The organism is Bacillus sp. Je.9.29.b (genome assembly GCF_051129925.1).
In the GTDB taxonomy this organism is placed as follows: domain Bacteria; phylum Bacillota; class Bacilli; order Bacillales; family Bacillaceae; genus Bacillus; species Bacillus safensis.
In genome coordinates this window covers 186,702-207,338 of sequence record NZ_JBCPSO010000007.1, presented here as the reverse complement: position 1 = coordinate 207,338, position 20,637 = coordinate 186,702, and the positions used below count along the sequence as shown (strand labels likewise).

Annotated in this window: 25 protein-coding genes; 8 read left to right on the top strand and 17 right to left on the bottom strand. The window is 41.9% G+C overall.

All coding sequences use genetic code 11. The annotated features are described in order from the left end of the window. Positions 1-178: 178 nt before the first annotated feature. On the top strand, positions 179-919 hold the full coding sequence (locus AAZR19_RS15640) for a protein-glutamine gamma-glutamyltransferase (RefSeq protein ID WP_076839898.1): 741 nt from the start codon (positions 179-181) through the stop codon (positions 917-919). A gap of 21 nt (positions 920-940) precedes the next feature. On the opposite strand, the gene AAZR19_RS15635 is transcribed toward AAZR19_RS15640, so the two are convergent. The 6 genes from AAZR19_RS15635 to AAZR19_RS15610 all read right to left on the bottom strand — a co-directional run bounded on the left by AAZR19_RS15635 (position 941) and on the right by AAZR19_RS15610 (position 5,097). Further along, on the bottom strand, positions 941-1,189 hold the full coding sequence (locus tag AAZR19_RS15635; protein WP_024423284.1) for a hypothetical protein: 249 nt from the start codon (positions 1,187-1,189) through the stop codon (positions 941-943). A gap of 24 nt (positions 1,190-1,213) precedes the next feature. Then, the gene (locus AAZR19_RS15630) at positions 1,214-2,245 is read right to left on the bottom strand and encodes a nitronate monooxygenase (RefSeq protein WP_076839900.1); all 1,032 of its coding nucleotides are present in this window, start codon (positions 2,243-2,245) and stop codon (positions 1,214-1,216) included. Positions 2,246-2,261: 16 nt separating this feature from the next. Then, positions 2,262-2,663, bottom strand: coding sequence for a secondary thiamine-phosphate synthase enzyme YjbQ (locus tag AAZR19_RS15625; RefSeq protein ID WP_039181060.1), 402 nt, complete (start codon positions 2,661-2,663; stop codon positions 2,262-2,264). A gap of 113 nt (positions 2,664-2,776) precedes the next feature. Beyond that, complete coding sequence (locus AAZR19_RS15620; protein WP_076839903.1) at positions 2,777-4,069, bottom strand: hemolysin family protein; 1,293 nt, start codon at positions 4,067-4,069, stop codon at positions 2,777-2,779. A 48-nt stretch (positions 4,070-4,117) separates the two neighbouring features. Continuing rightward, positions 4,118-4,792, bottom strand: a complete 675-nt coding sequence (locus AAZR19_RS15615) for a zinc metallopeptidase (RefSeq protein WP_024423288.1) — start codon at positions 4,790-4,792, stop codon at positions 4,118-4,120. A gap of 80 nt (positions 4,793-4,872) precedes the next feature. Further along, on the bottom strand, positions 4,873-5,097 hold the full coding sequence (locus AAZR19_RS15610) for a hypothetical protein (RefSeq protein WP_041107610.1): 225 nt from the start codon (positions 5,095-5,097) through the stop codon (positions 4,873-4,875). 127 nt (positions 5,098-5,224) lie between these two features. Here AAZR19_RS15610 and AAZR19_RS15605 point away from each other — a divergent pair, with 127 nt between their 5' ends. Beyond that, entirely contained in the window at positions 5,225-6,211 is a 987-nt protein-coding gene (locus AAZR19_RS15605; RefSeq protein ID WP_041107611.1) for a potassium channel family protein, read from the top strand. Here AAZR19_RS15605 and AAZR19_RS15600 read toward each other — a convergent pair. The 5 genes from AAZR19_RS15600 to AAZR19_RS15580 form a co-directional block, all read right to left on the bottom strand. After that, on the bottom strand, positions 6,208-6,609 hold the full coding sequence (locus AAZR19_RS15600) for a YugN-like family protein (RefSeq protein WP_024423291.1): 402 nt from the start codon (positions 6,607-6,609) through the stop codon (positions 6,208-6,210). The two genes, AAZR19_RS15605 and AAZR19_RS15600, sit on opposite strands and share 4 nt — an antisense overlap. Before the next feature lie 44 nt (positions 6,610-6,653). Then, on the bottom strand, positions 6,654-6,857 hold the full coding sequence (locus tag AAZR19_RS15595) for a spore germination protein (RefSeq protein ID WP_226015519.1): 204 nt from the start codon (positions 6,855-6,857) through the stop codon (positions 6,654-6,656). Positions 6,858-6,969: 112 nt separating this feature from the next. Next, entirely contained in the window at positions 6,970-8,325 is a 1,356-nt protein-coding gene (locus AAZR19_RS15590; RefSeq protein ID WP_041107612.1) for a glucose-6-phosphate isomerase, read from the bottom strand. Positions 8,326-8,451: 126 nt separating this feature from the next. Beyond that, positions 8,452-9,624 carry an iron-containing alcohol dehydrogenase gene (locus tag AAZR19_RS15585; RefSeq protein ID WP_041107613.1) on the bottom strand — a complete coding sequence of 391 codons (1,173 nt, stop codon included), beginning with the start codon at positions 9,622-9,624 and terminating at the stop codon, positions 8,452-8,454. A 121-nt stretch (positions 9,625-9,745) separates the two neighbouring features. Next, a complete protein-coding gene (locus AAZR19_RS15580; protein WP_041107614.1) occupies positions 9,746-10,909 on the bottom strand; it encodes an iron-containing alcohol dehydrogenase in 1,164 nt (387 codons plus the stop codon). A 144-nt stretch (positions 10,910-11,053) separates the two neighbouring features. Between AAZR19_RS15580 and AAZR19_RS15575 the strand changes: the two genes are divergently transcribed. Then, positions 11,054-11,290: a DUF378 domain-containing protein gene (locus AAZR19_RS15575; protein ID WP_003212952.1), complete on the top strand. Its 237-nt coding sequence runs from the start codon at positions 11,054-11,056 to the stop codon at positions 11,288-11,290. Positions 11,291-11,533: 243 nt separating this feature from the next. On the opposite strand, the gene yugI is transcribed toward AAZR19_RS15575, so the two are convergent. The 3 genes from yugI to AAZR19_RS15560 all read right to left on the bottom strand — a co-directional run bounded on the left by yugI (position 11,534) and on the right by AAZR19_RS15560 (position 13,820). Then, positions 11,534-11,926 (bottom strand): S1 domain-containing post-transcriptional regulator GSP13, encoded by a 393-nt coding sequence (gene yugI / locus AAZR19_RS15570; protein WP_007500519.1) that lies wholly within the window; start codon positions 11,924-11,926, stop codon positions 11,534-11,536. Positions 11,927-12,125: 199 nt separating this feature from the next. After that, positions 12,126-13,319 carry an aminotransferase gene (locus AAZR19_RS15565; protein WP_041107615.1) on the bottom strand — a complete coding sequence of 398 codons (1,194 nt, stop codon included), beginning with the start codon at positions 13,317-13,319 and terminating at the stop codon, positions 12,126-12,128. After that, positions 13,320-13,820: an Lrp/AsnC family transcriptional regulator gene (locus tag AAZR19_RS15560; protein ID WP_003213765.1), complete on the bottom strand. Its 501-nt coding sequence runs from the start codon at positions 13,818-13,820 to the stop codon at positions 13,320-13,322. It lies immediately after the preceding gene. 175 nt (positions 13,821-13,995) lie between these two features. On the opposite strand from AAZR19_RS15560, the gene AAZR19_RS15555 reads away from it, so the two are divergent. Beyond that, the gene (locus tag AAZR19_RS15555; protein WP_041088502.1) at positions 13,996-14,820 is read left to right on the top strand and encodes an alpha/beta fold hydrolase; all 825 of its coding nucleotides are present in this window, start codon (positions 13,996-13,998) and stop codon (positions 14,818-14,820) included. Here the strand turns inward: AAZR19_RS15555 and AAZR19_RS15550 are convergent. Beyond that, positions 14,817-15,077, bottom strand: coding sequence for a YugE family protein (locus tag AAZR19_RS15550; protein WP_041107617.1), 261 nt, complete (start codon positions 15,075-15,077; stop codon positions 14,817-14,819). The genes AAZR19_RS15555 and AAZR19_RS15550 overlap by 4 nt on opposite strands. 83 nt (positions 15,078-15,160) lie before the next feature. On the opposite strand from AAZR19_RS15550, the gene AAZR19_RS15545 reads away from it, so the two are divergent. Both AAZR19_RS15545 and AAZR19_RS15540 read left to right on the top strand, forming a co-directional pair. Next, positions 15,161-16,336, top strand: coding sequence for a MalY/PatB family protein (locus AAZR19_RS15545; protein ID WP_434703687.1), 1,176 nt, complete (start codon positions 15,161-15,163; stop codon positions 16,334-16,336). A 330-nt stretch (positions 16,337-16,666) separates the two neighbouring features. Beyond that, positions 16,667-17,959, top strand: a complete 1,293-nt coding sequence (locus AAZR19_RS15540; protein ID WP_041107619.1) for a sensor histidine kinase — start codon at positions 16,667-16,669, stop codon at positions 17,957-17,959. On the opposite strand, the gene AAZR19_RS15535 is transcribed toward AAZR19_RS15540, so the two are convergent. Continuing rightward, positions 17,960-18,136, bottom strand: a complete 177-nt coding sequence (locus AAZR19_RS15535) for a hypothetical protein (RefSeq protein WP_226015518.1) — start codon at positions 18,134-18,136, stop codon at positions 17,960-17,962. It abuts the gene before it with no gap. A gap of 91 nt (positions 18,137-18,227) precedes the next feature. Between AAZR19_RS15535 and AAZR19_RS15530 the strand changes: the two genes are divergently transcribed. After that, complete coding sequence (locus AAZR19_RS15530) at positions 18,228-18,620, top strand: kinase-associated lipoprotein B (protein ID WP_326349956.1); 393 nt, start codon at positions 18,228-18,230, stop codon at positions 18,618-18,620. Here AAZR19_RS15530 and kapD read toward each other — a convergent pair. Further along, positions 18,617-19,234 carry a 3'-5' exonuclease KapD gene (gene kapD, locus AAZR19_RS15525; RefSeq protein ID WP_041107621.1) on the bottom strand — a complete coding sequence of 206 codons (618 nt, stop codon included), beginning with the start codon at positions 19,232-19,234 and terminating at the stop codon, positions 18,617-18,619. The two genes, AAZR19_RS15530 and kapD, sit on opposite strands and share 4 nt — an antisense overlap. A gap of 218 nt (positions 19,235-19,452) precedes the next feature. Here kapD and AAZR19_RS15520 point away from each other — a divergent pair, with 218 nt between their 5' ends. Continuing rightward, complete coding sequence (locus tag AAZR19_RS15520) at positions 19,453-20,631, top strand: MFS transporter (RefSeq protein ID WP_335371637.1); 1,179 nt, start codon at positions 19,453-19,455, stop codon at positions 20,629-20,631. Positions 20,632-20,637: the final 6 nt, after the last annotated feature.

Genomic DNA, 20,637 nt, shown 5'->3' with positions numbered 1-20,637 from the left:
ACCATTTTATTGCACTTTTCATGTTTTTCCTCCTTTTAAACGATATGTTTTATATCGGACATCTTCATAGTATTTTCATGTTTTTCAAATAAAAAGGATGCTAATTTGTTTATTTTCACAAATTGATTCCTTGCCCAAGCACCCTGCATACGCTAATACAAAAGGGGGCGCTTTTCATATGATTATCCTTTCAGGACAGCCAGTGACAAATGAGCTGCTGGCATCGTTTCAGCTAGAGGGACAAAAGCGGATCATTTTGATGCAGTTACAGGCTTCGAATGATACGTTCCGCTATAGGCAAGCATCTGATTTGTTATTTGAGGTCACTTTAAGATCGAACATTATGAATGCTGCAAGAGATTTGGATAAAAGCGGTGCCTCATTTGCCATCTTTCAAAGGTCGCGTGCAAATGATGCGTTTTGGCGAGTATCGGAAGCGGGAGCACTAGAGCTGCGCTATCAAGTGGAGCCATCTAGAGGCATTAAAGACATTTTTGAAAATGGTTCAAAATATGCTTTTGAATGTGCAACGGCAATTGTCATTGTGTTTTATATGGGGGTCTTGCAAACAGTAGGAGAGGAGAAGTTTAATCGAAGACTTCGCAGTTTAACACTGTATGACTGGCACTATGATACTTTGTCGATTTATACAGAGCGCGGGAATGATTTTATCTATGGGGATTGTTTATATTTCGAAAATCCAGAGTTTAGCTATCAGCAGTCGCAATGGCGCGGAGAAAATGTGATTTACTTAGGAGAAGATCAATATTACGGTCATGGGCTTGGAATTTTAACAGCGGCAGAAATTATCGACAAACTAAATAAGAGAAGACGGCCAGGTGCGGTTCAATCCGCTTATTTATTACCGCAGACTACCCGGATGGATGTAATTTATCTCAGGCAAATGTTTGGCAGCTAAAAAAAGCCTCTTGTCTCTTGGTTATGACAAGGGGCTTTTGTATGCCTTGCGTTTACGATAATTTTGGAGTGTGCCAAGCATCGTGTTCGCAAGGACCTCCATTTCTTCTAAATCTTTTCTTGTAACCGGCGAGTCGTGCCGGCTCCATTTCACGTAGCGAACAAAATAGTAATGACGAATGGGCGTAAGGACAGCAGGAGAATGAGGGAAATCATCAAACCAAAATTCAATCTGGCCTTTTTTTCGGTAGGAATGTTTTAAGATGTCCATCCTGTCACACCACCCATCATGATTTTATGTCTGCGTCAGTTCGTGCATGATGTCTTCAACGGTTAAAATCGAGTGAATACGTCCAACCCCCTGTCCTGCCCACAGAGCCATTTGATCAGGGTTACCGCCGGCAGCAGCTGCTTTTCGCATCGGTGTTGTGCATACATGCTGAACTGGATAAGGAAGAACCCGATCTTCATGCAGGCTTTCATCCTCCATCCACTGATTCACAATACCTCTCGCTCTTTTCCCAGAAAAAAGTCTGGTCACCTTTGTTTCACTGCCTTCTGCCTGTAAAATAGCCTTCTTATATACTTCTGCCGCAGCACTTTCCTTGCTGGCTAAAAACCGTGTACCGATTTGAACCGCATCCGCTCCAAGCGCTAGCGCTGCTTTGACACCTGATCGGTCCGTGATGCCTCCGGCGGCAATCAAAGGCACGCGGCAGACCGGTTTGACATCAGAGATCAGGCTGATGAGTCCCAGCAGAGCGTCTCCTTTTGCACGTAAAAATGTGCCGCGGTGCCCTCCTGCTTCACATCCTTGCAGAACAATGGCCTCCATTCCCTTTTCCTCTAAAAGCAGTGCTTCCTCTTTTGTTGTGGCCGTTCCGATTAAAAAGATTCCCTTTTGTTTTAGGTGGTGAATCGTTTGTTCTTTTGGACAAGCAAATGTAAAGGAAACGATCGGAACGTCTTCTTCCAGAAGAATGTTGATTTTCTGTTCAAAATCATCCCACAATTCTTCTTCGCTTGGCATCCTATGAGCTTCGGGCCATACAGGCAGTCTCTTCTCCCAAAACGCCACATCCTCTTTTTTCACATCTGGAATTGGCTCTGGTACAAACACATTGACCTGAAACAGGTGAGTTGTCAGCTGTTTGACCTGTCTAATCTGCTGTCTCAAATCGTCAGGCTGCACATATCCACTTGCCAAGCTGCCAAGCCCTCCGTAATTTGAAACAGCGGCTGCCAGCTGCGGTGTCACAGCTCCTCCTGCCATTGGCGCTTGGATGATTCCATGTTCGATTTGCAGTAACTTTTTGATATCCCCCATTTATTTCCCCCATCTCTTACTCGTTTGACGACACTTGTACATAAAAATGACGATGCCTCGGCCCGTCAAACTCACAGAAATAGATTCCCTGCCACGTGCCAAGCACAAGATCTCCATCATGAATGAGAACATGCTGAGACGCCCCCATATAACTCGCTTTCATATGTGCTGCCGTATTTCCTTCCATATGGCGATCCTTTGGATGTTCCCACGGAAAAACTTCATCAAGCCGGCGAAGCATATCCCGTTTCACATCTGGATCCGCATTTTCATTAATGGTGATCCCGGCTGTCGTATGTGGACAATAGACGATGACAGTTCCGTTTTGTATGCCTGTTTCCCTGACATATTGGAGAACCTCATGTGTGACGTCGATCATGTCATCGCGTCTGTCTGTTTGTACATTGATTTTTTTCATATGAGCTGCTCCTTTTTCACGTTTCTATAAAAACCATACCCTTTTTATGCGAAACAAATCTTCTTATCTAAAGTTTACCAAGCAAAAAAACCTCGTCAAGCAATGCGAGGTTTTTAAGAAAAGTGAACCTTTTTGACTTCAATGGTTCGAATATGGTGGTCTTCAGCATCAATGATCGTAAATTCACAGCCTTCTGCTTCAATCGTATCTCCAATGTCAAAATCAAATTTATGCGTCATCATCCAGCCTGCAATTGTATCAACATCATCATTCTCAATGGCTAAATCCAATAAATCATTTACTTCATCAATCAATGCTTTCCCATCCATCACATAATGGAAATCACCTTTTTTAACGATGTGAGGTGTTTCATCCTGATCATATTCGTCTCGAATCTCTCCGACAATTTCCTCTAATATGTCCTCCACTGTGACAAGTCCCGCTGTACCTCCGTATTCGTCTACGAGCACTGACATATGAATCCGTTCCTTTTGCATCAAAATGAGCAATTCTTGAACAGGGGTGCTTTCAATCACTCGGATCACCGGACGCATTAAGTCTTCAATCGATACATCTTGATTTAGGAAGCTGGCCTTAAATACATCTTTGCTATTAATAACACCAATCACATGATCTTTGTCTTCTTTAATAACAGGGTAGCGTGTGTACCTTTCGTTCAGCATATAATGGGTCACGTCTTCTAAGGTCTGTTCAATCTCTATAGCTGAAATTTCTGTACGCGGAATCATGATCTCTCTTGCCACTCGGTTATCAAATTCAAAGATTTTATTCACATATTTGTACTCAGATAGGTTAATCTCACCCTTCTCATAGCTTTCAGATAAAATGAGACGCAATTCTTCCTCACTGATCGCCACTTCATGTTCTTTGACAGAATGATAACCAAATAATTTCACGATGCTTCGTGCAGCTCCATTTAATGCTTTAATAAACGGGTACATGACTTTATAGAAAAAGATGAGTGGTTTTGCTGTCACAAGGCTGACCGCCTCTGCCTTTTGAATCGCAATTGTTTTAGGCGCGAGTTCTCCCACAACGACATGTAAAAATGTAATGATCACAAACGCGATGATAAACGAAAGGATGTCAGTCAATGCAGAATGAAGCCCGATTTTTTCAAACAGCGGATGCAGAAAATGCTCCACCGTCGGCTCACCCAGCCACCCTAGGCCTAAAGCTGTGATGGTAATGCCAAGTTGGCAGGCGGATAAATATTCGTCGAGATTTGATATCAGCTTTTGAACATGGATGGCTCTCTTATCACCGCTTTCAATCAGCTGGTTGATTTTAGAGCCTCTAATTTTCACAATCGCAAATTCAGTGACAACAAAAAATGCTGTTGCAGCAATGAGTAAAATGACTAAAAATACGTTTAAAATATACAAAAAAACCCTTACCTAACACTGGTAAGGGCTCACCTCCTCTGGCATCAATTAATCATTACGGCCATTTAGGAAGATCATTACAAAACGGAGCAATTCAAACAGGGAGACAAGGGCCGCTGCTACATATGTCAGAGCTGCAGCATTTAACACCTTGTTCACGCCTCTTTCTTCACTGCTTCTAATGATTCCTTCTGAAACAATGATATCTTTTGCACGAGAACTTGCATTAAACTCGACAGGCAATGTCACAAGCTGAAAGAATACAGCTGCTGAGAACAAAATGATCCCAAGCCCGATTAAGTTAAGGCTGCTGAGCAAAATTCCACCAAGGAAAAGAAGCGGAGCAACACCAGATGCAAAGTTCACGACAGGAAAGATCTTATGTCTCAAAACAAGCGCACCATAGGATTCCTGATGCTGCAAGGCATGTCCAACCTCGTGTGATGCGACTGAAATGGCCGAAATGGAGTGGCCGTAGTACACAGGTTCAGATAAACGAACCACACGCTGCGTCGGGTCGTAATGATCAGTCAAAGTTCCTCTTACCGGTTCAACGGGCACGTCATATAACCCGTTGCGATCTAAAATATATCGAGCGGTTTCAGCACCTGTTTTCATACTGGATGCTTCCACCTTTGAATACTTTTCAAAATTATTCTTCACTTTAAATTGTGCCCAAAATGATAATCCCAATGCGGCAAATGTTAAAAAATAAAAAAACAGCATGCTCATCAGCTTCCTTTTATTTTATATATTTATTTACAATTTTAATGACTTTTATGTACCATGTACAGCAAAAAGCACTAGGTCTTTTTTAGGGGGATAACCGCACCAATGAAAAAGAAGAACACACCTAAGCAAGCTGTATAAAAGGTCCCTGTACCATAAAGGTCTTGAAAAAAGTGCAGCCATGAAAAATCATTCATAAAATGATTCACAGCATTTAAATCAAATACGAGTAAGATGACAGCTGATGATAAAAAGTGCGCGCCAATAAAAAGAAGTACGGTCTTTTGAACAAACGACATTCGAATTCCCCTCCTTCTTCTCTCTTATTTTAAGATATGGGTTCTATTTCAATACATGACGAAGATGAAAAAATGTTTCCTCAATCGGGCATACTGACATTAGCAGTCTCCTGAAAGGAAGAGTCCGATGAAATCAAACCGTATCTTTATCGCTTGGCTAAGGTGGCCACTTTATCTTCGAATTGCCATCATCATCTGTTTCTTGCTTCTCTTTTTTGGACAATTAATCGTTTTACTTGAACCGAAGCAGTATCATACGATCTTTGATGGGATCTGGTGGGCGCTTATTACAGTCTCTACGGTTGGCTACGGTGATTTTGTGCCGCAAACCATGCCAGGGCAGGTGGCAGGTATGGCGCTCATTTTTATCGGAGCCAGCTTTGTCACCGCTTATTTCGCCACACTTGCCGCCGCTGTGTTCAGTAAGCAGCACCATTATGTTGAGGGCAAGGTAGCCTTTAAGGGGAAAGGACACCTGATTATCGTCGGCTGGAATGAGAAGACAAACAAACTGCTTCAGTCGTTTCAAACGATTGATCCAGCTATGCCGATTGTGCTGATTGATGACTCCTTGAAAGAAGGGCCTCTTTTGGAAAATGTTCATTTTATTAAAGGACATGGGACCGAAGATGTCACACTGCGTAAAGCCAACATTACCGGTGCAGATGCAATCATGATTACCGCGGATCAGCATGAAAATGAAGTGACAGCCGATATGCAGAGTGTTTTAACCTTACTTGCAGCAAAAGGATTAAACCCTTCTCTATATTGTTTAATTGAAATCTTAACAGATCGTTACGTGAAAAATGCCGAACGTGCTGGTGCCAACCAAGTCATTCATACCTCTGATGCTGTCAATCATTTAATGGTTGAACATTTTCTAATAAAGGAACAGCTTACGGCATTAACAAAAAAACGACAAATGACCTTGCATAAAAACGTCACCATCATACCTGTACCAGCTTCATTAGCCGGAGAAACCTTCTTAACAGCGCTCCATCATTTTTTAGAGCATCATGTGATCATCGTCGGCGTACAAAAAAAAGAAGGACCCATGATGAATCCTCCCTTTGGCTATGAGCTTCATCCAGAGGATGAACTGATCAGCCTTTAAAGCAGTGCGTCTTCTAATTCCTTGACGAGCGAAAAGCCAATCTCAGCATATGCCTTTGATACATCCCCATCTTTCTCTTTTGGTTCTTGGAATTGGTTAAAGGATGCGCCCACATTTCCAACCATCGCATGATCATCTAACTTGTCTTGATATACATGCTTTAAGAGAAATGGATGTCCCATTTTCACCACAACACCTGGCTGATCGAGCTGGCCTTTCTCGGCTGTAAAAGGAACTCTGAGAAAGGTATAGCCATCACGGTTATCAATTTTATAATCAAAATACCCGTGATCATAATCCCAGTTCCCATTAATGACATAACCGAGCGGCTTCATCGTTTCTTCTAAATGGTAAAGTGAAAAGCTTTCACCAGGCAGCCTGGATGGTACATGAATCATACGAAACCCTCCTTTTTTTATTAGGGTTCGTTAAAGAGAGGAATTCATACATTTCCTCTCGCGATTTGGACATTGTTTGTAAACGCGGCATCAAATAAGCTTTGATTGGTTGATTGATTCGTCTCGTTATCACTGCCGGAACCTGCTGTTTCCTTCGTAGCACTCTTAGAACAAATGCGTCCAACATTACCAAAGTTCACGATCGCCTGGCCAGAAATATCATGAATATAAATATGATTCGTCCTCATTTTTCACCCTCCTCCATTCATTATTCTATGTACAGAACATAGGAAAGCTTGCACAGGAATCTGAAGAAAACAAAAAAGGCACACCTTTATGAAAAGGTGTGCAATTTTGTTCTTATGATTGTTTTAAACGGCTTTCAAGCTCTGCTTTTTTCTCTTCGAAGCCTGGTTTTCCTAGTAAAGCAAACATATTCACTTTATAAGCTTCTACTCCAGGCTGATCAAATGGATTGACGCCTAGTAAATATCCAGACATCGCACATGCTTTCTCAAAGAAGTACACGAGGTATCCGAATGTATAAGCATCCATCTCAGGAATTGTCACGATAAGGTTCGGTACTTTTCCATCTGTATGGGCAAGCATCGTTCCTTCAAATGCTTTTTTATTGACGAAATCAACCGTTTTTCCTGCTAGATAGTTCAAGCCATCAAGGTCTTGTTCTTCTGCTTCAATTACAAGCTCATGTCGAGGCTTGTCTACACTCACGATTGTTTCAAACAAGTCTCTTCTTCCTTCTTGAACATATTGGCCAAGTGAATGAAGATCTGTTGAGAAGTTAGCAGATGAAGGATAGATTCCTTTTTCATCTTTCCCTTCACTTTCACCGAATAATTGCTTCCACCATTCTGCGAAATATTGCAGGCCTGGCTCATAGTTAATCAGCATTTCAATTGTTCTGCCTTTATTGTAAAGGACATTGCGGACGACAGCATATTGGTAAGCTGCATTTTCAGAAAGCTCAGATGAAGCGAAGTCTTCGCTTGCTTTTGCCGCACCTTCCATCATCTGATCAATGTCTGCACCGCTCACAGCGATTGGCAAAAGACCGACTGCTGTTAATACAGAATAGCGTCCACCAACATCATCAGGGATGATAAATGATTCGTAGCCTTCTTCAGTTGCTAATGTTTTAAGTGCACCGCGTGCCTTGTCAGTTGTCGCATAAATACGTTTTTTCGCTTCTTCAGCACCGTATTTTTCAATAAGGAGCTTTTTAAAGATGCGGAACGCAATGGCTGGCTCTGTTGTTGTACCAGATTTTGAAATCACGTTAATGGAGAAATCTGCATCTTCCAATAGATCCATCACATCTGTTAAATAAGAAGAACTGATGTTGTTTCCAATAAAAATGATTTGCGGTGTCTTGCGCTTGCCTTTTGGCAAAGTGTTATAGAAAGAATGGTTCAAAAACTCAATCGCCGCACGTGCACCTAGATATGACCCGCCGATTCCGACAACGAGCAGGACGTCAGAGTCAGACTTAATTTTGTCTGCACTTTTTTTAATGCGGGCAAATTCTTCGCGGTCATATTGCTTCGGCAAGTCCACCCAGCCTAAATAGTCACTGCCTGCACCCGTTTGTTCATGAATATTATGATGGGCTACCTTCACAAAATCTTTTAAATATGTAAGCTCATGTTCTTGAAAGAAAGGTAACGCTTTCGAGTAGTCAAATTGAATATGTGTCATCGCTTGTAAGCCCTCCATTACGTTAGTTCTGTCCCTTTCACTTTAGCGGAACTAGCTATTGAAATCAAGTGATCGTCACTGGCATGGCAAAAAGCCGCTTCTCTGGATGAAAAGCGGCAATCTGGATTATAAAGAAGCTTTCAAAATCGCTAGAATATCATCACGGTTAAGTTTCATAAAGTTTCCAAAACCACCGTATTCCATTTCTTTTGCTGCAATGTCGGCAATTTTGTCCAGCTGATCCTCACCAATGTCATAATCAGCTAAACGGCTTGGTGCACCAAGGCTTGTCCAGAAAGCTGACAGTTTGTCGATTCCTTCTAATGCGATGTCACGATCTGATTTTCCTTCTGTTTCGATGTCAAACATGTTCAGCATAAGATTTTTAAAGCGTTCTACATTATGATCGAGCGTGTGGCGCATCCAGTTTGGGAAGAGGATAGCAAGCCCGCCTGCATGCGGAATGTCATAGACAGCCGATACAGCATGCTCAATCGTATGGGACGCCCAGTCGCCAAAGTAACCCATTTGCAGCGTGCCATTTAAAGCAATCGTTCCTGCATAGAGAATCGTTTCACGATGCTCATAGTTTTGTAAGTCTTCCAGCAGTTTTGGTGCTGTCTCGATAACTGTTTGAAGAACAGCAAAACACATCCGGTCCTGTAAAGGCGTGTTTTTCACATTATGGAAGTATTGCTCAAAAACGTGGCTCATCATATCGACCATACCATACACCGTCTGGTTTTCTGGCACAGAGTACGTATGCTCAGGATCTAGAATTGAAAAAGCAGGGTGAGTGACAGAGCTGCCCCACACATATTTTTCATTCGTTTCCCAGTTTGTGATGACAGAGTCAGGGTTCATTTCTGAACCAGTTGCTGCAAGTGTCAGCACTGTGCCAAACGGCAATGCTTTTTGAGCGGTTGTTTTCTTTGAAATAATATCCCACACATCACCGTTATACTCTGCTCCGGCTGCAATCGCTTTTGTACAGTCGATCACACTTCCGCCGCCAACGGCTAATAAGAAATCAATGTTCTCCTTTTGGCAGATATCGATTCCCTTTTTCACTGTTGTGAGGCGCGGGTTTGGTTCAACGCCAGACAGCTCAAACACTTCAGCATCTGCTTCTTTTAACGCACTGATGACATTGTCATAAAGACCATTTTTCTTAATGCTGCCGCCGCCATATACAAGTAACACTCGTTTTCCATAACGAGCGAGTTCGCTTTTGAGTCCTTCTAGCTGTCCTTTTCCAAACATCAATTTTGTTGGATTATAATAAATAAAATTCTCCATCTGTTGAAACATCTCCTTACAACGAATATATCCAAAAACATGAAAGACTACTGTAACATATGTACACGATGAACTCAAAAAAAGATAACTGCCCGCAAGCAGCTATCCCTTTGTTGTTCAATTATAAAGAAGCGTTCAAAATGGCTAAAACATCTTCTTTGTTTAGCTTTTTAAATTGACCAAATTCACCTCGTGCCATTGCACGGTCTGCAATTAAATCAATTTTCTCATCGTTGATGTCATAATCCGCTAAACGGCTTGGTGCACCAAGACTTGTCCAGAAAGCTGACAGCTTGTCGATTCCTTCTAAGCCAACTTCTTCGTCTGTTTTGCCCGCAGGATCTACATCAAATACACGCACCGCTAATTGTTTAAAACGGCCTGGGTTTTCTTGAATCACATGTTTCATCCAGTTCGGGAACAAGATCGCAAGACCGCCTGCATGAGGAATATCATAGACAGCAGATACTGCATGCTCAATGTTATGAGATGCCCAATCACCACGTGCCCCCATTGAAAGCATGCCATTAAGCGCAATAGTGCCAGTGAATAAAATCGTTTCACGCAGCTCGTAGTTCTCTAGATCGTTGATCAACTTCGGTGCCGTTTCAATGACAGTGCGAAGAAGTCCTTCACACATACGATCTTGATAAGGTGTATTTTCTGTGTGATGGAAATATTGTTCGAACACATGTGACATCATGTCAACCATTCCATAAATCGTATGGTTCTTAGGCACAGTGAATGTGTTGACTGGATCAAGAATAGAGAATTTCGGGAAAACTGCTGGACTTCCCCAGCCATACTTCTCATTTGTTTCCCAGTTTGTGATAACTGATCCAGAGTTCATTTCAGAGCCTGTTGCGGCAAGTGTTAACACCGTACCGAACGGAATAGCTTCCATTGGGACGTGTTTGCGTGTCACGATATCCCAAGCATCTCCATCGTACTTCGCACCAGCTGCGATTGCTTTCGTCGCATCAATGACACTGCCGCCGCCAACTGCCAAAATAAAATCAATGCCGTTCTCTTTGCAAAGCTCGACCCCTTTTCTTACTGTTGTTAAGCGCGGGTTAGGCTCTACACCAGCAAGTTCAGTGATTGCAGCTCCTGATTCTTTTAGGATGCTGACAACTTGGTCATAAAGGCCGTTTCGTTTAATACTGCCTCCACCATATACAAGTAATACGTTTTTTCCGTAGTGTTTGAGTTCATCTGAAAGGGCTGATACTTCTCCCTTTCCAAAAATTAATTTCGTTGGGTTCCAATAAGTAAATCGATCCATGTGATCTCCTCCTCGCGCTACATTATGCGCCTCATTCATTCCAAAAGTAAAGTAATTTGCTTTCATCCATTTTCTTACGCATAGTTTGGCTAAAAATCTGCAAAATATAAATGTATTGATGCTGTAGCGAAAGGAGGAATCACGATGAGTGCTATTCAGCGTATTGCCCTCGTGCTCACGATTATCGGTGCTATTAACTGGGGACTAATCGGCTTTTTTCAATTTGACTTAGTAGCAGCGATCTTTGGCGGACAAGGTTCTGCATTATCACGTATTATTTATGGTCTTGTTGGAATTGCAGGTCTTGTCAACCTTGGTCTGTTGTTCAAACCAAGCGAAGAAGCTGTTCGCCGTGACGAGCCAAACCCAGAAGTTCGTTAAATAAAAGGACATAAAAAAGGCTGCCTACATGAGGCAGCCTCAGCGTGTAGACAAACCCTCGCATTCTTTGTCAGGTCTGCGCGCTGGTGCTCACGAATTCTAAATTCGTCCGCAAAAGTAGCCGCCCTTCCTAGACTTCAAAGGTTTTCTATCACGCCGAAAAAGAAGACAAAGGGCTAAAATAAAGATCATTTTAGCCCTTTGTCAACAATCTAAGGCACCGTTTGAAGCGGTGCTTTTTTATTATTTCTTGATAAGGTCTTTACGGTTTGATTGCTCAATCCACTCTTCAAGTTTATCTTTAAGCGTATTGAAACCTTGTGGTGCAGCAGCTTCTTCTTTCACTTGCTGTGGTCTTTGTTTCTTTGGTTTGCTTTCTTTTCTTTCAGGTGCATCTTGTGTCGCACGGATAGAAAGGCTGATTTTACCTGCATTTTCATCAACAGAAAGAACTTTTACTTGTACTTCGTCACCAATTGAAAGGTGCTCGTTGATGTCTTTTACAAAGCCATGTGTTACTTCAGAAATATGCACAAGTCCTTGAGTTTCTTCATCTAATGCAACAAACGCACCATACGCTTGTAATCCTGTTACTTTACCAGTGTAAACACTGCCTACTTCAAACTTTGTCGCCATGATAACAACTCCTAAATAAATGTTTTAATATTCGTTTATACGCAATTAAAAACTATATCATAGAACGGGCAGTTACGCAAAATATTTTTTAAATGGGTTTAGATGAGAAGAAAAGGGGGAATACCTGAAAACAAGAATGCTTTCTAGTATTCCCCCCTAATTTGTGAGGCATGAGTCCATTTGGATTGATGCCTTTTTTTTATTTTAAAATGGCTGATGCTTCTTCCTTCACTTGTCGAGCCTGCAAAAAGCGCTGAATTCTTGAAAGTGATTCCTGAAGATGATCAAGTGACGAAGCATATGAACAGCGGATATGACCCTCACCGCTCGGTCCGAATACATTCCCAGGAACAACAGCCACTTTTTCACTTAGGAGCAGCTCCTCAGCAAATTGTTCTGACGTCATGCCTGTGCTTTTAATCGATGGGAATGCGTAAAACGCTCCGTTTGGCTGGTGGCATGTGAGTCCTAGTTCATTTAAGGAGCCGACAAACAAATTACGGCGCCTTCTGTAGCTTTTCTTCATTTTCTCTACATCTTCAAGCCCATTTTTTAATGCTTCTTCTGCCGCATATTGTGCCATCGCCGGTGCGCACATCATAGAATATTGATGTATTTTCAGCATGGCATCCCGCAATACAGGTGGTGCTGCCACATATCCTAAACGCCAGCCCGTCATGGCAAACCCTTTAGAAAAGCCTGAAATCAAGATCGTTCTTTCCTTCATATCTTGAATAGCCGCGACGCTTGTAAAAGCTTCATCGTACGTCAGCTCTGCATAAATTTCATCCGTAATAATGAGCAGGTCATGCTCTTTCGCAAATTGAGCAATATCTTCAAGCTCTTCCTTTGAATAAACAGACCCAGTTGGATTTGACGGTGAGCAAAGCAAAATCGCTTTTGTCTTCGGCGTCAGCTTCGTGCGAAGATCCGCAGAATCTGCTTTGAAATCTTTTTCAGCGGATGTACTTAAATAGACAGGCACTCCGCCTGCAAGTGTCGTAAGTGCCCCGTATGCTACGAAACAAGGCTCTGGAATGATCACTTCATCCCCGCTGTTTAAAATCGCACGAAAGGCCAAATCAAGTGCCTGGCTTCCGCCAACTGTGATAATGAGTTCTTCTTCTGGACTGTAGTTAATGTGAAACCGCTTATATAAATAGTGGCTCAGTTCTTTTCGCAAAGAAATTAAACCTGCATTCGCCGTATAAGAGGTCAGCCCTTGTTCTAATGACATAATACTTGCCTCTCTGACATTCCAAGCTGTCACGAAATCTGGCTCGCCGACACCAAGGGAGATAACCCCCTCCATTGTGGCAGCCAAATCAAAGAATTTCCGAATACCTGACGGCTGAATGCTTTGTACCGTTTCAGATAAATAAGACTTTTTCATTTAAGGAGACACCACGATTCTTTTGTCATCGTCTCCTGTTTCAAACACTTTCCCATCATGTTTATATCTTTTCAAAATAAAGTGGGTAGTTGTTGAAACAACGGAATCAAGTGTCGATAATTTTTCAGATACGAAGCGGGCAATATCAGACATTGATCTTCCGCGGATCACAACGGAAAGATCGTAAACACCTGACATGAGATAGACAGACTCCACTTCCTGAAACCGATAAATCCGTTCAGCAATTTCATCGAATCCGACGCCTCTTTTTGGTGTCACTTTTACATCAATCATTGCTGTAACGCCTTCATGACCATCCACTTTTCGCCAGTCAATCATGGTTGAATAATCAATAATGACTTTTTGATCTTCAAGTTTTTGAATGATGGCTTCGGCTTCTTCTGTTGTCACGCCTGCCATTTTTGCAATTGTATTTAAATCGGCGCGGCTGTTTTCATCTAAAATCTCTAATATTTCAGTTTCTTTTTCTGTTAGTTTCATTTGATTTTACACCTCAGATTATAAAAGCTAGTTTTAAAAAATCTTCTGAACATTATAGCACGTTTTTCCCATTATGCTAAGCAGGGAAAAGATTCTAATGATAGCTTAAAATCCACTTTTTAGGGTACAATACAGTCACCTAACAGAGAGAGTATCTAGTATCGGAGTGAAGAATGTGGACATTGTTCAGCCAGCTTATATGAAAAGTACATTCGGTTTAGATATCTATTACGAGTACTATCCAAATGAAGGCAAGAAGACATTGATCTTAATTCACGGTCTCTTCTCTTCTACCTTCAGCTATCGAAAGCTCATCCCGCTTCTGAAACAGGACTTCAATTTAATTGCGATTGATCTGCCGCCATTTGGACAGTCCGAGAAGTCGAATACGTTTATTTACAGCTATCGCAACATGGGAAAAATTATTATAGAGCTAGCTGGTTATTTACAGATTCAGCATGCGATTCTAGTGGGTCATTCAATGGGTGGACAGATCGCCTTATACGCTGCATCTGAGCGGCCGGACCTATTTGAAAAGGCGGTTCTATTGTGCAGCTCAGGCTATTTGAATAAGTCAAAAAGATCACTTGTTTACAGCACTTATATTCCTTATTTTTATCTGTATCTAAAAAGAAAGCTTTTAAAGCAGGGCATTATGAAAAATTTAACAGCCGTTGTGCATGATCATTCCATCATTGATCAAGAGATGGTCGACGGCTATTTAAAGCCGTTTTCAGATGATCAAATCTTTCGGGGGATATTTCGTTTGATTCGGCACCGGGAAGGAGATTTAACCTCGGACGTTTTAAAGAAAATGGAAACACCCGTGCTGCTCATTTGGGGCGAGGAAGATCGAATTGTTCCCATTCAAATAGGCGAAAGACTGCACAAAGATCTGCCTAATTCGACCTTACATGCATTAAAAAAAACCGGGCACCTCATTCCTGAGGAAAATCCGGTCTTTGTGTCTGATCAAATCGGACATTTCAGCCTGTCTTAGCGTGAACAGGAGCTGCTGTCTCGTATGACAAAAAGCTGATTCGCTGTATGCTGACAGCTCTCTATCGGAAGGAGCTGTTCAAATGAGTGATGGTAGATGGCTTGAATCTCTTTTGCTAAAGATAACGGGTCTTCTGCGTCGTATAATGCACTGATGACGTCAGCAGGCTCCGTTTCATAAAAATCCTCTCCATAATGAAAAGGGTCCCATGCCTTAATAAATTGAATCATCTCTTCTACAGCTTGACTATCTTTCATCGGTATCACCGCTTATAATAAATTTTGTGATGTTTATTTTAGCACAACCAAGAATGGTTGAAAAACAGCTAGAGGTGGGTTTCATGAATTTCGACGAACAAATCATACGTAAAGGTTCAAAATCAGTGAAATGGGATCAAGCAGAGTCTTTGTTCCTGACAACAGATGCCCTCCCGATGTGGGTGGCTGATATGGATTTTAAAGCCCCGCAGGTCGTCCTTGATGCATTGAAAGAGCGATTAGATCACGGTGTATTTGGCTATGCATTTCAGGATCAGGATACGCAGCAGGCAGTCGCTGGCTGGCTCAAAAGAAGACATGGATGGACAATCCAGACAGATGCCGTCACCTTCACACCAGGAATTGTAACGGCACTTAGTTTTGCTGTTCAAGCCTTTACAGCACCGCACGACGAAGTAGTTATACAGTCACCAGTGTATACACCTTTTTATCAAATGATTGAACGAAATGGACGTACAGTCTCAACCAATCCTTTAAAAATAGAAAACAACCGCTATATGATGGATTTTGATGATTTAGAGAAAAAACTGAGCAGACCACAAGCAAAGCTCATGTTCTTTTGCCATCCGCATAATCCGTCCGGAAGAGCATGGTCAAAAGAGGAATTAAAGCGAGTCGGAGACCTATGTGTAAAGCATGGAGTCACAGTCGTTTCAGATGAGATTCACTCGGATTTGATGCTTTATGGGAAGCAGCATGTGCCCTTCGCCAGCCTTTCTGACGACATTGCACATATCACGGTAACTTGTATTGCGCCGAGTAAAACCTTTAATCTAGCGGGGCTCCAGGCATCTGCTATTATCATTTCAGATGAAGAAAAAAGAACCCTTTTCAATAATGAAGTGCAAAGAAACGGACTGTCCAAACTGAATGCCTTTGCAATTCCAGCGATGGAAGCAGCATACCGCCACGGGGATGAGTGGCTCGATGCCCTTGTTCTTTATCTCGAAGGCAATATGAAGACGGCGATGGACTATATCGACGAAAATCTTCCAAATATGCGTTATATGAAACCAGATGCTTCTTATTTATTGTGGCTGGACATTCGGGATTATCAATTCAGTCAAGCGGAATTGAAACGGAATCTGCTGAAAAAAGGGAAAGTGATCCTAGAGCTTGGTCACGTGTACGGACCCGAAGGAGACGGCTTTATTCGGATGAATCTCGGCTGTCCTGCTGCAACAGTCAGAGAAGGACTGAAACGTCTCCACCAAGCGTTCACGCTATCAGCTGAATAAGACCTATACGATAGAAAGAACATCCTAACGGGTGTTCTCAGCGTGTAGACAAACCCTCGCATTCTTTGTCAGTCCTGCGTGCTGGTGCTCACGAATGTCAAATTCGCTCCGCGCCAGTACTCGTCCTTCCTAGACTTCAAAGGTTTTCTATCACGTTGAAAAGAAGACAAAGGGCTAAAATCAACATCATTTTAGCCCTTTGTCAACAATCTGAGAACATCCTAACGGGTGTTCTTTTTAAAGAAAAAAACCCTCCTTTTATCATATCTACTTTGTACATGAAATGATATAATGAGAGGAATTACAATTATTTACGAGGAGAGCATTTAAATGGAAATGTTCAAGGATTTTCTGCTCCATGTATCTTTTATTCTATTTCCAATCTTTTTATATCATGCGCTATGGTTAAGCCGGACCCCTGCTCATTTCCCAAAAACGAATAAACTGCTCATCACAGTATTCGCATCCATCTCTTCAGCACTATGTATTATGTATCCAGTTGGTTCGATTTTAGATTTGCAGACTGGGCTTCAATCCATTCCCCTTGTACTTGCTATTTTATACGGAGGATATATGGCGGGGATCGTTGCCATCTTGATAAGCATCATTGTCAAATTCGTGATGTACGGCTCTTTCTTATGGATTGGACTCATCGTTGTCCCAATTTACTTTTTTATCCCATTCCTGTTCTACCGAAAATGGCATCAATATTCGAAGCTAAATAAGCTGTTTTACGGAGTGCTTATCGGTTTATCCAAAGGATTCTTTATTTACATTGGACTGCTTGCGGTCAGCTTAATGGCATACAGCCCAGCTTTTATTATGCAGCAAAAGCTCCTTGAGTTATTTTTCTCAACTCTTTACTACATATTCTTTCTTGTGCTCAGTATCTATTCCATTGAATTCGTTAAGGAAAATGCGGAAATGAGATCACAGCTTGTCCAGTCAGAAAAACTGACCATTGTAAGTGAACTTGCTGCAAGTGTTGCCCATGAAGTGCGCAATCCGCTGACAGTTGTGAGAGGCTTTATTCAATTGCTCTTTTCGAGTGATCATACAAAAGAGCCACCTGCCAATAAAGATTATAAAAATCTCGTTCTGTCCGAGTTAGACCGGGCGCAGGACATTATCACGAGCTATCTTGACATTGCAAAACAAAACTATTATCAAATTGAATCTCTTAATCTCTCTAAATTACTTGAGGAATGTGCATCACTGATGACATCCTATGCGAATTTTAAATCGGTCACGATTCATCAATCCATTGAACCTGACTTATACATTCAAGGTGACGTAACGAAGATCAAGCAAGTCATGATTAATTTAATCAAAAATGCGATAGAAGCGGCTCCTGAACATGAAGGGAAAATTGAACTTTTTGCTTCAAAAGAAAATCATAAAATCTGCCTTTATTTCGTTGATAACGGTGTAGGTATGACAGAAAGCCAAATGAAAAAACTTGGCGAACCCTATTACACCTTGAAAAATAAAGGGACTGGACTTGGGCTGACAGTGACTTTTTCAATTATTGAAAATCACCATGGAACGATTCGTTTCAAAAGCTCGCTGCAGTCTGGAACAACCGTCACCGTGAAATTTCCTGAAGATACAAGAAGAAAATGATTAATCCATTTTTTTTGTTCTTTTTTCATCTATCCGCTCCTGCTTCTTAGACGCACGAACGAAGAGACGAAAACAAATAAACGCAGCAATAAAGAAAATCACCGTGGTGATAGCCGCTGGGATGTACTCCCTTTTATCTTCAGGAAAATATAGTAGAAAAAGTACGATGAATGACATCTCGCCATTCCCCCTTTTGCTCGTTTACTTCACTATATTGGCTAAAAGAAATGAAATACCTTCCTATGAGAAGGAAATGGAGGAATTTCACATGACCGACATTCAAATTGGACAAGTTGTGAAAGGTTTTTATAAAACAGGTGTATACTTTGGGGAAGTGACAGCAGTGAAACCATCGACCTATCTCGTTCAAGTAAAAGCCGTTCTGACACATCCCACTCAAGGCGACCTGCATCATCCAAAAGAAGCAGACGTGCCTTTTTTCCAAGAGAGGCGGGCTTTGGCCTATAGAGAACAGACAAATATCCCTCATCATATGGTGAAGCCTTATGATGGCGATATCCCTGATTATGAAGAGTCACTGAAAGAAGCTGTAGATAAATTGAAACAAGCACTCCGTGCGGATAATTCTAAATGGGCTGAAAAATCAAGAGCGTGCCTATCTTCTCTTGAGAAAGATTATTTTCCAGAAGACGTCCGCTAATCAGCCGAATCAAAAAAATGTGAGAAATCGATCAGCTCACCAATTTTGGTTGTTTGCGGATTTTCCACATAGGCTCTGTCTTTTTCAAAAAGGGTGAACAGCTGATAAGTCGTCATGGCATCATCGAGTGCTTTATGATGCTTACCAGCCCCTTCACTGCCGTATTCCTTTGCTGCTTTTCGAAGCCCTGTCAGTGTGCGGTCACCAAAAAAGGTTTTATATTCAAAGGCCAGGTCCCTCAGCTTCCCCTTAAAAGGAAAGGCAATGTGATTGAGCATACAATTTTGCTTCAATACCTTCATGTCCATATTGCCCCACGTAATAATTTCACAATTCTCTCCCCCATCAAGTGACACGAGCTTCTCGATAAATTCCTCAAATGAAATTCCGCTCTCTACATCCTCCTGCGTAATTCCGAGGAAAGATTTACAGCGCTTCGTCAGCTTCGGGAACTTTTTCGGTTTGACGTAGCTAGAGAATGTGTCTATGATCGTTTCATCTGCTGCTTTCACTGCCCCAGCTTCAATAATTTCAGGAAAAAAGTTTTGTGGATGATATTTTCCATCAGGCATCGTAAATTCAAAATCGACCACAAGCACCGTCTTCTGTTCCACCAGTTTCACCTCACTTTTTCGTCAGCTTTTCATTCTCATACCATTATATTAAGACGGACCTTGAAATCACTTCATTTTCGTGAAAATAATGCAGATTCACTATGCCCAACCTATTCATCTGATGAAAGATCGTTTATTTTCCTTTATAATTATTAAGGAACACGAAATAAATAAAGAAGGTGATCTCTATCACAAACAGGAAGAAAAACTTGTACATCATGTGGTTTGTGAACTTTTTTGTATCTGCGAGCATTACAATGATCGTCCCTTTTTTATCACTTTACATAGAATCTCTTGATAGCAGCTATTCAAATGAATTTGTTCAAAGATGGAGCGGCTATGTCTTTGGGGTCACGTTTTTAACAGCCTTCCTGATTTCTCCGATTTGGGGGCGGATTGGCGACCGGCATGGCTATAAAAAGATTTTATTAATTAACGGAATTGGCATCGCCACAAGTATTCTATTAATGGGGCTTGTGCACACCGTGTATCAGCTATTTGCACTAAGGCTCTTCATGGGGCTTGTCACAGGCTTTATCTCGACTTCAATGGCACTGATTTCTGCACAGACCGAAAAGGCAACTGCCGGTAAAACCCTTGGCACGATGCAAATGAGTAATGTTGCCGGAGGATTGTTTGGTCCATTAATGGGTGGATTCATGGCAGACAGCGTCGGATTTATTTATACGTTTTTCCTCACAGCGGCTGTCATTTATGTGTCAGCTATTGTAATTATCTTCGGAGTGAAAGAACATCCGATCCGATCAAAAGAAGCAAAGCGTGTTTCTTACTCACGGAAGGATGTACTCTTTCACATTTTCAAACAGCCTTTGCTTGTGGTCACGATGCTTTTAACGTTTATTACACAAGTAGGGAACTTTAGCATTCAGCCGCTTTTGGCTTTATACATTCATGATTTACATGGTCCTGTCAATCTCGCTTTTTATGCGGGGCTTGCTTTTTCTGCAACTGGACTTGGCAATTTGCTGTTTACGCGAAAATGGGGAGATCTCGGAGATCGAATTGGTCACGACAAGGTGCTGCTTGCCCTTCTCATCCTCTCCTCTATTTTATTTATCCCGCAAGCGATGGCGGATTCGTACGTCATGTTAGTCATTTTCCGTTTCCTATACGGGATGGCACTTGGCGGAATTATTCCGTGTACGACGGCGTATATCCGGATTAAAGCACCTGCTTCTATGCAAGGGGAAGTGCTCGGATACAATGTCAGCTTCCGCTTTCTTGGGAATGTCGTCGGTCCGGTAATCGGCGGCATTGTGGCGAGTCATTACGGGATTCCAGCTGTCTTTTATGTCACTGCCGGCATTTTTCTGTTTGGCGCGTTATTTTTATGGGCTGTCCGCTCGCATGCGAAAACAAAGGAAAGGAGTGTCTGATCATCT

Coding starts and splice junctions, on each gene's coding strand:
- AAZR19_RS15565 (WP_041107615.1), bottom strand. CDS start 13,319: ATGAAAAAGTCTTATTTATCTGAAACGGTACAAAGCATTCAGCCGTCA.
- AAZR19_RS15530 (WP_326349956.1), top strand. CDS start 18,228: ATGACCGACATTCAAATTGGACAAGTTGTGAAAGGTTTTTATAAAACA.
- AAZR19_RS15605 (WP_041107611.1), top strand. CDS start 5,225: ATGAAATCAAACCGTATCTTTATCGCTTGGCTAAGGTGGCCACTTTAT.
- AAZR19_RS15610 (WP_041107610.1), bottom strand. CDS start 5,097: ATGTCGTTTGTTCAAAAGACCGTACTTCTTTTTATTGGCGCGCACTTT.
- yugI (WP_007500519.1), bottom strand. CDS start 11,926: ATGGCGACAAAGTTTGAAGTAGGCAGTGTTTACACTGGTAAAGTAACA.
- AAZR19_RS15540 (WP_041107619.1), top strand. CDS start 16,667: ATGGAAATGTTCAAGGATTTTCTGCTCCATGTATCTTTTATTCTATTT.
- AAZR19_RS15575 (WP_003212952.1), top strand. CDS start 11,054: ATGAGTGCTATTCAGCGTATTGCCCTCGTGCTCACGATTATCGGTGCT.
- AAZR19_RS15595 (WP_226015519.1), bottom strand. CDS start 6,857: ATGAGGACGAATCATATTTATATTCATGATATTTCTGGCCAGGCGATC.
- AAZR19_RS15635 (WP_024423284.1), bottom strand. CDS start 1,189: ATGGACATCTTAAAACATTCCTACCGAAAAAAAGGCCAGATTGAATTT.
- AAZR19_RS15640 (WP_076839898.1), top strand. CDS start 179: ATGATTATCCTTTCAGGACAGCCAGTGACAAATGAGCTGCTGGCATCG.
- AAZR19_RS15535 (WP_226015518.1), bottom strand. CDS start 18,136: ATGTCATTCATCGTACTTTTTCTACTATATTTTCCTGAAGATAAAAGG.
- AAZR19_RS15585 (WP_041107613.1), bottom strand. CDS start 9,624: ATGGAGAATTTTATTTATTATAATCCAACAAAATTGATGTTTGGAAAA.
- AAZR19_RS15520 (WP_335371637.1), top strand. CDS start 19,453: ATGTGGTTTGTGAACTTTTTTGTATCTGCGAGCATTACAATGATCGTC.
- AAZR19_RS15550 (WP_041107617.1), bottom strand. CDS start 15,077: ATGAAAGATAGTCAAGCTGTAGAAGAGATGATTCAATTTATTAAGGCA.
- AAZR19_RS15580 (WP_041107614.1), bottom strand. CDS start 10,909: ATGGATCGATTTACTTATTGGAACCCAACGAAATTAATTTTTGGAAAG.
- AAZR19_RS15625 (WP_039181060.1), bottom strand. CDS start 2,663: ATGAAAAAAATCAATGTACAAACAGACAGACGCGATGACATGATCGAC.
- AAZR19_RS15545 (WP_434703687.1), top strand. CDS start 15,161: ATGAATTTCGACGAACAAATCATACGTAAAGGTTCAAAATCAGTGAAA.
- AAZR19_RS15560 (WP_003213765.1), bottom strand. CDS start 13,820: ATGAAACTAACAGAAAAAGAAACTGAAATATTAGAGATTTTAGATGAA.
- AAZR19_RS15630 (WP_076839900.1), bottom strand. CDS start 2,245: ATGGGGGATATCAAAAAGTTACTGCAAATCGAACATGGAATCATCCAA.
- AAZR19_RS15590 (WP_041107612.1), bottom strand. CDS start 8,325: ATGACACATATTCAATTTGACTACTCGAAAGCGTTACCTTTCTTTCAA.
- AAZR19_RS15600 (WP_024423291.1), bottom strand. CDS start 6,609: ATGATTCATGTACCATCCAGGCTGCCTGGTGAAAGCTTTTCACTTTAC.